The sequence below is a fragment of the Roseobacter sinensis genome (assembly GCF_025755255.1).
GTDB classification, from domain to species: domain Bacteria; phylum Pseudomonadota; class Alphaproteobacteria; order Rhodobacterales; family Rhodobacteraceae; genus Roseobacter; species Roseobacter sinensis.
In genome coordinates this window covers 1-10288 of record NZ_JALIEB010000044.1, presented here as the reverse complement: position 1 = coordinate 10288, position 10288 = coordinate 1, and the positions used below count along the sequence as shown (strand labels likewise).

Genomic DNA, 10288 nt, shown 5'->3' with positions numbered 1-10288 from the left:
AAGCCAAGCTGATGGAGATCCAGAACCGATTGGAATAAAAAGACATATCAGAAATTGCACTTCACCGTGAGTTCACAACTCCAACGCCAGACCATCGCGTTCTGTCCCAGACTCGTAGCAGACATAGCAATGCCCGATGAAGTCGGCGGGCGGGTTCAGATTCGGCTCGAGCGGGGTAAAGGGCGTAGAGGGGGTCAGCCGGATCAGCAGCGCGTCAAGCGACCCGTGCCACACTTCGGTTTCGTCCTCCCACAAATCCGCCAACTCGGATGTCGTGCGCACATGCTCTACCAGGGCCTTGGCCCGTTCCATCGTGTCTTCAGGCACGGTGCGCAATCTGATGTTTGGCAACTCCGGGAGGTCCGCAGGGGGTCGCCCCAAACCTGCCGCCAGCAGGTCGCAGGCCGCTAGCGCCGCACAGGCTTCGCCGGCTTCCAACCCCTTAGGCTGGACCCAGAAGACAGCCACCGTCTCAATCACTGCGTCGAAACCCGGCAATCCTTCCACATATTCTAGAGCGTCGTCGTTCCCGAAACTGCCCGTGCTCCGTGCTCCCATCTGGTTCCTCGCTGCGTTGCGCGCTCGCAGGCTGCCCGTGAATTCAGGCGTATTTGTGACAGCTCACACGGGCGACTTTAGTCTGAGGTGGAAAAAGCTTGCGCATGAATGAGCCCGCCCTTCGCGACTTTGCTATTTTTCATCAGCTGCATCCGTTTCAACGGCCCAGAAAAATACAGGGTCGCAAGATCTGTTTTTTGCTCCATCGCTTCTTCAAGCCGTCGAGGATGGGCTGTCAGCTATCCGTACGGAGCCCGCCACCTTGCATCGAAAATGGTGCTTCAATCTCTACCCCTCGAACCACGGCAAGAATGGCAGCACAGGCACCAAAGTCATACTGCCCAGGTCAAACGAACGTGTGGTCTATGCAGGCTACTACTGTGGGGTGTAAGCTCCACTGGTGAGGACAATTCATAGTCATCAGGGATGTTCATGAAACTTGCATTGGCTTTCGCTGCCGTCGCCTCGCTCCTTACACCCCTGACTGCGTCAGCCCAGATAACTTCGGACTACGAGGAGATCATCTCTGGCGCAGACATCAGCGACGGACCCGTGCAAATTTACTCCAAAGGTGCGCAGCATTTCTTGTCGCTTCCTCCAGGCGTATTTGATCGAACACTGGTTTGGTCCGCTGAGGTGGCACGATATCCCGCGGACGCGATTTCGCTGGCCGGCACCGAGATCGCAACGCGCGCAATCAAGCTCGAAAAACAAGACGACCGCGTCTTGGTCCGATCGCTCTCATCTGGGTCGATCCGCACCACCGGTACGGCGGAGTTTCCAAGTGATCATCTGAAACTGAACCCGATCGACATCGCCTTTGCGAATGCCCAGATCGGCCCGGTCCTTCTGTCTTTCGACATTCTGGCAGAAGGTCCAGGTGGTCGTATCCTACTTGATGCAACAGGTCCCTTTACATCGGATATCGCGGACTACTCGGTGAAGGGTCAGTTGAGAAGCACGGGGATCACACCGATCGCGGTCGATCCAGCGCGATCCTACATTGCTCGCGTCTCAGCCCACCCCACCAACATCTTTCTCGCGTCGCATCTGACCTTCTTAGCACAGGACCAGTCGGGGCAGGATCGTGCATTGTCGGTTGAGGTAGCCCATACGATCACGCTTCTGCCGGAAGAACCCATGGAACCTCGGCGCTTTGATCCCCGGGTCGGATATTTCGTGACAGAAGTGCTCGAGTTCGAAAGTGATGAAGGATCGCCAGCTGGAATCCGGCGACTCGCCCTGCGACATCGTCTCACGCACGCCGACCCTGATGCACCTCGTCCATCGGACCCGGCCGAGCCGCTCATATATTACCTCTCGCCCGAAATACCGGACAGGTGGCGGTCCTATGTCCGCGCTGCCATTGAGGACTGGCAACTGGCGTTTGAGGCCGCAGGCTTTTCCAACGCGATCGTGGCACGGGATGCGCCTTCGCCAGACGAGGACCCCGATTGGTCCATCAATGACGCAAGAAAGAATGTCATCCGATGGGTCGCGCAGCCGATTGCAAATGCCCTTGGGCCCAACGTTCATGATCCCCGTACAGGAGAGATTATTTCAGCGCATATTCTCGTCTGGCCCGACGTTCTGAACGTCTTTTCAGACTACTACTATTTGCTCATGTCGGACCTTGATCCGCGCGCTCAATCCCTACCGCTTCCAGAAGAGATTCAGGGACGCATCCTACGCTACGCCGTAAGTCATGAGGTGGGTCACACGCTGGGTTTGCGTCACAATCATCGTGCATCCACGGCCTGGAGCACGGATCAATTGCGCGATGCGGCCTTCGTGGCCGAACGAGGCTCGACGGCGTCGATCATGGCTTACGGCCGCTTCAATTATGTTGCTCGACCTGAGGATGGCATCGATCAATTCTTTCCGTTGATAGGTACCTACGACAATCACGCGATCGCCTGGGGCTACACCCCGGATCTCAACGCAGCAGAGCTTGATGCGATTGCCGCGGAAGCGCACGAACAACCAGAGCTGGTATGGGGCGCCGGCGAACTGCCGTCCGAGGTCTACGGCCGCTTCGATCCAACGATTCTCATGGAAAACATCGGAGAGGATCGGCTTGAGGCCACGCGCGCAGGTGTGAGAGCGCTGCAAAGCGCGCTGGCGCGCCTGCCGGACGCGATCGCGCCTTCCCCCGAAAAAAGCGACGCGATGGGTCGCGTTTTCGATCAAGCCAAGGATCGCTATCTGGGGTTTATCGACAGCGTGACCCAGATGGTTGGCGGCTTGAATTCGACGGCTGCGGATGGGCGCCCGACAGGATACCTGAGCGTCGAAGACCAAAAGTCCGCGCTAAGCTATCTGATGTCTGAAGGAATCGAGGGGCTCGACATGTTTGCCGATCCGGATTTGTTGTCTCAGTTTCGTCCGGTTGGGGGTCTTGAAGGCGTCGACGCCATGGCGCGTAAAATTGTGTCTGGCGTTCTCGACCCGGCAAAGATTCGAATGGTCTATACTCAGAATGAGCTCGACCCCGATCGCGATTTCGGCGTTGCCGAGATGCTGTCGACAATGACGGACGCGTTTCTTCTCGACGCAACGGCTATAGAGGATATGCCGTCGGCCAAACGCGCAGCGTTGGCAGAATACGTTGACTCGCTTCAGGCCTTACCGCTCTATCAAGGGGATCCGTCGGCTGAGGTGCTGGCTGTTCTCGGCTTCCCACAGGGGATCGTCGACCTGAACGTTGCAGGTCTCACCGATACGGGCATCGATGCAGCAGCTGCAGCAGAGCTTGAACGCCTGGTAGAGGCGCTTACACCGCACGAGGATGGACTGGCGACGCGTCTCTTCAAGGACATTGAGCGTCTGATCGGGATCGATCCGGATGCAGAGCCAACAGAAACCGAAACACCCTCAGAGGAAAGCGATCCATGAAACACATCTTCATCCTACCCGGTTGCTTGATCCTCACCGCCTGCAGCTCGCCTCAGTCCAGTGAAGAAACTCTGCGTCAGCACGGTTATTCGGAAGCCTATGTTGCGGGTTACCACGACGGATGCCCGAGCGGGAAACGTGCCGGTGGTGATCGGTTCTCGCAACGCGTGCAAGATGCTTCGGCCTACGCGGCGGACGGGGACTACAGAACAGGCTGGAACTACGGCTTTATCCAATGCCGCGACACCGAAGCGCGAAACGAGGCGCTCGCAGGTGCCATCGGATCGGCAATTGCCGCCGGAGCGGGCAGCAGCCACGGTGCAGACGGCGTTGATGCTCGTCAGATCATGTCAGGTATCGATACCTCAGGACTCGAGAATTTTGGTCGATAGGAGACAGAAATGACCAATAAGCTAAGCATCACTCTGTTGAGCGGGTTTGCCGCAGTTACGACAACCACAGCGGGCTTCGCTTTCGACCGCGAAACGACGGATGCCCTGAAAGCCTGCCATGATTACCTTTGGGAAGTGCCGGACTTCTCTGATCTGCCGAATGCGGCATTGTCGGTCTGGCCCGCGTCATCCAACGACGGCATGACAAAAATCTACTGGGTCGTGGACTGGACTGATCCCGATATTCGCGCCGCCGGCCAGTGTGAATACAGCGGAGACGAAGTCATCGGCTATGAGCGGTTCTGACCGGGGCAGTCGCATTGGCGCGCTGATCGCGCTTGTCCTCGTTGCGGCGTTCTTCCTTTTCGAGTTCGTCGCCCGCATCTTGCCAAGTCTTGCGATCGACCAGATTGCCTACGATTTCGGGCTTTCAAACGCCCGTCTCGGGACATTGTCGAGCGTATTCTTCTGGATTTACGCACCAATGCAACTCGTCGTGGGTGCGCTTCTTGACCGGTACGGCGCGAAGCGTCTCGTCGTCCCAGCCTGCGCGATTTGCGCATTGGGAGTACTGCTATTTGGCATCACGGATGCGCCCGTTCTGGCCGCACTCGGTCGTGCCTTAACAGGTTTTGGTGCCTCCTTCGCCTTCGTCTCGGCGCTCTTCGTCGTGACGCATCAGTTTCCGCCGGAACGCTTTTCCATGCTCTCAGGGGTTGTGAATATGGTGGGCATGATTGGTGCGGCCATTGGTGCAGTCTTGCTTACAGACGTAATGGTCGCCATCGGCTGGCGCGTGGCCTTCGTGGCAACGGGTGCGACCGGTCTCCTGATCGCGACGCTCATGCTCTTCTTCATCCCGTCAACGGACAGCGGGGTCCGGGAGGCGCCAGCTCCGTCACTTCTTGTGGGTTTCGGGCCGATCTTTCGCAATCGGCGTCTCTGGATCATCGCTCTTTGTGGCGCTCTCTATTACATGCCAATCAACGTTTTCGGCGGCCTTTGGCGACAAAGTGACCTGATGCAGGACCACGGCTTGTCGCAGGTGTCCGCGGAATTCGCGGTCTCCATGGTCTTTTGGGGTATGGCTGTGGGGAGTGTCGTCGCCGGAACCATCGCTGATCGAACTGGTCGTCCTCGGACTATTGTCGTGAGCAATGCCTGCATTGCAGCCGTGTTCTTTGGCGTTGTGATCTATGATACCACATCATCCTTCGTGCTGTTGAGTGGGGCGCTTTTCCTGGGCGGTGCATTTTCTGGCGCGCAGATCCTGACCTTCGCGATGGCCAAGTATGGCGAAGTTGCCAGCGAAACCGGTAAGATCATCGCATTCGTCAATATGGTGGGGATCGCGTCGGCGGTTGTATTCCAGCCATTGATCGGGGAACTTCTCGATCTCTCGGATGGAGACTACCGGATTGCTCTCTCTCTGATCCCCGCATGTCTCGTGCTCACTTCCATAGTAATGTGGGCTGGGGTTGAGAACACTCACACAAAAGCGCTCCAAGACCCGTGAGCTGGAAGATTGGGATTGCGCTCTGCATCACTGCCGGGATCGCAGGCCTGCTGCTTGTGGCGCAAAGCGCGATCATTGAAGTCTCAACCGATGCTCCACACCCTTTCGAGCGCCGCGCATTGCCAATCCCGGCGGATGCTACACCTGAAGACGTGCGTCGCGCCCTCCTTGAAGCCGGCCTGAACGAAACGCCAATCTTGGGCGATACGGGCGTTTCCGGCCATATTGCAAGGCTCGAACGCGGTCAGGTCACCACCGCTGCGCTTCTGGAATACGCCGAGGACCTAACCGAACTTTCGCGCGTATCAGCGGCCCACGGAAAAGCAATCCCAAGCGCGTTTTGGGATGTCGAGACACCCGCTTTGATAAGGGACGGTTGGACCCCACATGCCATTGTCGCGCACCTGTCCGATGAGCGTGGCCGTCCCTATCTCGATTTGCTCGCCACAGCCTATGCTCGGTTCTACACCTATCGGTCTAGCCCCTCGTCAGAGGACACCGCCTTAAAAGCAGCCTTCGACATCCTAGATGGTGCCCACGCCTATGTCCTTTCACTACCGGAAGAACGGAGGTTGCAACATGGTCCGAAACTCAACTCAGTAGAAGCGGCGACCTTGATGGCTTGGCAAACACTCGTCGCAGGGACCACGCGGCGCATTCCGGGGCTTGGAATGCCAGTTTTCGACCACGGTTTTGTCGGACGTTTCAGCGTGAAAACAATTTATCAGTATGATGTCGAAACCGCGATGTCGGTCGGTGAAGTTTGGGGCACCAGCGGTTTTGATGAGCGGTTTGTGGGGCCTTCCGAGAACAACAATCAGATCGAGCATCTGACTATCAGCGCACTCCTACAAGCTGTCGCGGGAACTTCGGTTGCATTACTTGATGCCTTGGAACTGGAAAAGGTCGCGGCCGGCCAATCAAGCCGCGGAGAGGCACGCGCCGATATCAACCTGAACAATGCGATCAATAGGCACTTTCTGCCGATGATGCTCGAGGATTTCGCCTTCGCAGCAAAAACACTGGAGAGGGAGTTAGCGGACTGAGCTGAGGCATTCACTCGGTACTTTGTCAGTCATCGCCTTGGGATCCAAATGCTCCTGAACAAGCTAACAGATCCCCCGCCGACCCAGCGAGGCGCGGGATCCAATCAGGTTCGAACTCTGAAATACAACGCGAGAAGATCGGAGCTTCGAAGGTCTGCCTTTACGAGGTTGGAGTGCACGCCTCGCATTGCAGCGAATGTCCGGTTCCCGCCCTTTTTTCTTATTTTATCAATATCTTAAACACCAAGAGCTCGCGTGCTCTCCGAGTGCTGAAGGGCGTCTTGGTAGATCCGAACTTCGTTGCCGGTCATGCCTTCCTCCTGCATTGCTCGGCGCCAGTTGCTCGAAAGCGTCGTAGCCATATCACGTGCAATCAGCCTCGCCTCCTCCTGCCTCAGCTCGAAAAACTCACACGCCTCCAGCGCGATCTCCAGAGACGCATCGAACGGCCCACCCCGGATGATACCTGTCTCCAGGATCCGGTGCCGAGAGGGTGATGGGTTGATGTCGAACGCCGGTGACAGGCGCCAGCGATCGCCGCCAGCATAGATGAACCCGTGGTTCTTCAGGTGATCGTCCTTGTTCGACACCAGGATGGTGAAGACGATCCGTCGCCAGAGTTCATGCAGGTCCTCGACCGGCTTGCTCGAAATCTGGCGGATCACATCGGCGATGTCGGTGTAGAATCCACCTTCCTCGCTCTGCCAGTCCAGCGCGGTGCGCGCCGAGATATAGGGAATGCGCGTATCGCCGCGGCGGTCGAACCGGCGGATCAGCGCGATCGGACTATCGCTGTCACGCAGCTCGAGCCGGGCCTCAGCTACGCGCAGCCCGCACATGCGCGCCAGTTTCAGTGTCGCCACTTCGGCGCGCTCGACTGGTTTGGTGTCCTGTGCGGACGTGAACTTAGCGATCCAGAGATGCCCATCGCCTTCGACATTGGCTTTGGGGCGCGCACCACCCAGCGATCCGGCGACGCCCGCAAGATCGCGCGCTTCCTCTTCGGCCCCGCCCGGATCCCGTTCGAAGCGCTGCGCGAGCGTGCGCAGGCGTTCAAGCTCGACGAGCCGGGGAATGGGCGGCGTAAGATCGGACAGCGGCTCCATGTCCTCGCCGAGAAAACGCAGCGCCCCTTGCCGGGTGCGGTCGTCTGACAGGACGAGATAATCGAACTCGCTGAGGCCGCCGCCCAAGGCCTTGGTCATCAGCGCGCGCCCCCAGGAATCCGGCGCCGCGTCGGCAAAGCATCCCGGCAGCGCCGAGCGCTTGTCATCCTTTCCGGATGAAAAGTGGCTGCCCTCTCGCAGCGGCAGTCCCGGCGCGAGCGCAAAGCAATCCTCGGCGGCGAGCCAGGCCTCATCGTACTCGAACTGCGAATGCTGACGGCGCCCGTCGCTTTCAAAGCGCAGGCGTCCGACAATCCGTTTTCCTTCGCCAAGCGCGACAATGGCCTCGGGCATCAGAAACCGACCCCTTCCTCGTCATCCCCATCGGCAATCGGATCAGCCTTGTCCTGACCGCTGCTCGGCGACCTCGGCTTGCGCTTGCAATCGATCCGCTTTGGCAGGCTTTCCCGGTCGAGTAGCAATCCCGTGTCATCCGTGCCCGCGTCGAGGAAGTCGGAGATGCGGTCGATTTCGCCAAGGACAAGGCATGCCATGGCGAGCGTGCCGATGCTCACGCCGTCATCGCCTTTCTCAAGGCGAGCCACGGTGCTTTCGGACACGCCGATCCGTTCCGCAAAGCCTTTCACGGAGATGCGCCGCTTCAGACGCGCCGTCTTGATATTTGCGCCCAGAGCCTCCAGGGCTCGACGTGCGCTTACTGAGTTCACTTTAACCGCCATATCTGACGTCCAAACATAATTTAACCGTCAAATATGACTGATAGAGCAAAGTGAGTTGTAAGGCAACCTCATGCTATGGGGATGGCCGAATGCCAGGCAATGTCCGAAATATGTAGCATGCTTCGGACACGTCTTGCCGGGCATTGCGCAGGGGTGCGCAAAACCAGAGGTTCGCTGCTGTCGACCATGGACCATGCCCCCGCATGAGGGGCAAGTGCCGAAGATCTGCAGCTGCAAATCATATTCCCAAGTCCGCGCCAAGCGCGGACATCGCAACACGATTCTGCAAGACCACGTGTGAGACCACGCATCCACCTCCGACCGCCTGAAAGTCTACCTCCGACCGATTGAAAGCCTGAACCTCGCCGATCAGGGAACTGCAGATACCAATCCTCCCACTTCACGGCCTGAAGCTGGAGGTTTTGTATCGCCGAGAAGCGCAGGTCGGCGTCGCCCTGCGGGCCGGGCTGTCGGCAGAGCGGAAGCCCCGATATGTCTTCCCCCTTTCGGGCGTCCATCCCTGACGCGGGTAGTATGATCCTTAGTCGATCACACCGAGATGTTGAACGACGAGGAAGAGTAAGAGGCCTGCGGCTGTCGCCGTAACGGGTTTGGAGGTCGAGAGAGAGGCTCTCCGGCCGCCCGTCCTGGAGATCAGCCATGACTACAATCGAAATCATGAACGGCCGCCCCGAGAGCGGCGGCTACAAGGTGGACGTGTCCCGCGGCGGGCATAACGGGCGGGTATCGTCCGAATGGTTTTCCCGGCCCGACGACGAGAAGTATCTCTCGCTTTCGGACCTACAAGCTTCGGTGAAAGGTCGGGCCGAGCGGAGCAAGACGCGTACGGTCGAGAGCGCGGCGATCCGCGTCGAAGCCCATCGCGACGAACCCGAGAAGCTAGCGCTCGTCCTGCCGGGCGCCGAAGCGCCGGTCGCACCGACACACTGGAGCTTCGGGCAGCTCGCGGGTCTCGTGGGCACTCCAGCGGCCTATCTGCGCCAACTCCCGGCGCCGCTCGCCGGCATCAACCTGCAATACGGCCTCACCAACCACCGCGCCGAGCAGGTCAAGACGATGGAGGTTGCGAGCGGTCGCACCGAGCTGCGCGCCGTAACCGGCCCGCACTATGGCCGCATCTACGACCACGAACTCGTCTCTGCTGTGCAACGCATCGCGGGCGACGGCGTCGGCGACACGCGCTGGAAGGTGCCGGGTGTGCTCGATTGGTCGACCGGCATCTACAACCCGATAGTCGATGTCACCAAGGACACGACCACGCTCTACGCCTCCGACCGCGATGTCTTCCTCTTCCTGGTCGACGACAGGAACCCGATCGAGGCCGGGACGCTGCCGGACGGTTCGCCCGATCTGTTCTTCCGGGGATTCTATTGCTGGAACTCGGAAGTCGGCGCCAAGACGCTCGGCATCGCGAGCTTCTATCTCCGCGCCGTCTGTCAGAACCGCAATCTCTGGGGGGTCGAGGACTTCCAGGAGATCACGATCCGGCATTCCAAATACGCCGCCAACCGCTTCGCGCACGAAGCGGCGCCAGCGCTGGCGAACTTCGCCGACTCCTCGCCGCAGCCATTTATTCAGGGCATCCGCTCCGCACGCGAACGGATCGTTGCGCGCAGCGCCGAGGACCGCACCGACTTCCTGCGCGAGCGCGGCTTCTCGAAGGCGGAGACCGGCAAGATCGTCGAGACCGTCCTCGCCGAGGAAGGCCGCCCGCCCGAGAGCGTCTTTGACTTCGTACAAGGCATCACCGCCGTCGCCCGGTCCAAGCCGCAGCAGGACGCGCGGCTCACCATGGAGACCCGCGCCAAGAAACTGCTGGAACAGGCGGCGTGATCAGGCCTTCAAGACTGGCATCCGACAGCATCGAATTCTTCCGAGCCTATGACCGCATTCGTCTCAAGACCGTCTCTTGCACCTGATCGCGCAGCCACATGTTCTGTCCTTCCCCCTTAGAACTGGGCCATTAAAGTGGTCACCGAAGGGGGACATTGAATGGCGAGGAAGCGACATTCAG

9 protein-coding genes are annotated in these 10288 nt (G+C 59.1%); 6 read left to right on the top strand and 3 right to left on the bottom strand.

What is annotated here, in order from left to right; genetic code table 11:
* Positions 1–72: 72 nt before the first annotated feature.
* A complete protein-coding gene (locus MUB52_RS23585) occupies positions 73–558 on the bottom strand; it encodes a DUF4259 domain-containing protein (protein WP_263846610.1) in 486 nt (161 codons plus the stop codon).
* A 432-nt stretch (positions 559–990) separates the two neighbouring features.
* Here MUB52_RS23585 and MUB52_RS23580 point away from each other — a divergent pair, with 432 nt between their 5' ends.
* From MUB52_RS23580 to MUB52_RS23560, 5 genes are read left to right on the top strand one after another with little or no spacing between them, the layout of a single operon-like run.
* Positions 991–3453, top strand: coding sequence for a zinc-dependent metalloprotease (locus tag MUB52_RS23580; protein ID WP_263846609.1), 2463 nt, complete (start codon positions 991–993; stop codon positions 3451–3453).
* Positions 3450–3845, top strand: a complete 396-nt coding sequence (locus MUB52_RS23575; protein WP_263846608.1) for a hypothetical protein — start codon at positions 3450–3452, stop codon at positions 3843–3845. The genes MUB52_RS23580 and MUB52_RS23575 overlap by 4 nt, the downstream gene beginning before the upstream one ends.
* Positions 3846–3854: 9 nt before the next feature.
* Entirely contained in the window at positions 3855–4151 is a 297-nt protein-coding gene (locus MUB52_RS23570) for a hypothetical protein (protein WP_263846607.1), read from the top strand.
* Entirely contained in the window at positions 4138–5361 is a 1224-nt protein-coding gene (locus tag MUB52_RS23565) for an MFS transporter (RefSeq protein ID WP_263846606.1), read from the top strand. The genes MUB52_RS23570 and MUB52_RS23565 overlap by 14 nt, the downstream gene beginning before the upstream one ends.
* Entirely contained in the window at positions 5358–6407 is a 1050-nt protein-coding gene (locus MUB52_RS23560) for a hypothetical protein (protein WP_263846605.1), read from the top strand. The genes MUB52_RS23565 and MUB52_RS23560 overlap by 4 nt, the downstream gene beginning before the upstream one ends.
* Positions 6408–6643: 236 nt before the next feature.
* Here MUB52_RS23560 and MUB52_RS23555 read toward each other — a convergent pair whose 3' ends face one another.
* Entirely contained in the window at positions 6644–7867 is a 1224-nt protein-coding gene (locus tag MUB52_RS23555) for a type II toxin-antitoxin system HipA family toxin (RefSeq protein ID WP_263846604.1), read from the bottom strand.
* Complete coding sequence (locus MUB52_RS23550; RefSeq protein ID WP_263846603.1) at positions 7867–8253, bottom strand: helix-turn-helix domain-containing protein; 387 nt, start codon at positions 8251–8253, stop codon at positions 7867–7869. Before MUB52_RS23550 ends, MUB52_RS23555 begins: the two co-directional genes overlap by 1 nt.
* Positions 8254–8913: 660 nt before the next feature.
* Here MUB52_RS23550 and MUB52_RS23545 point away from each other — a divergent pair.
* A complete protein-coding gene (locus MUB52_RS23545) occupies positions 8914–10107 on the top strand; it encodes a DUF932 domain-containing protein (protein WP_263846602.1) in 1194 nt (397 codons plus the stop codon).
* Positions 10108–10288 lie beyond the last annotated feature (181 nt).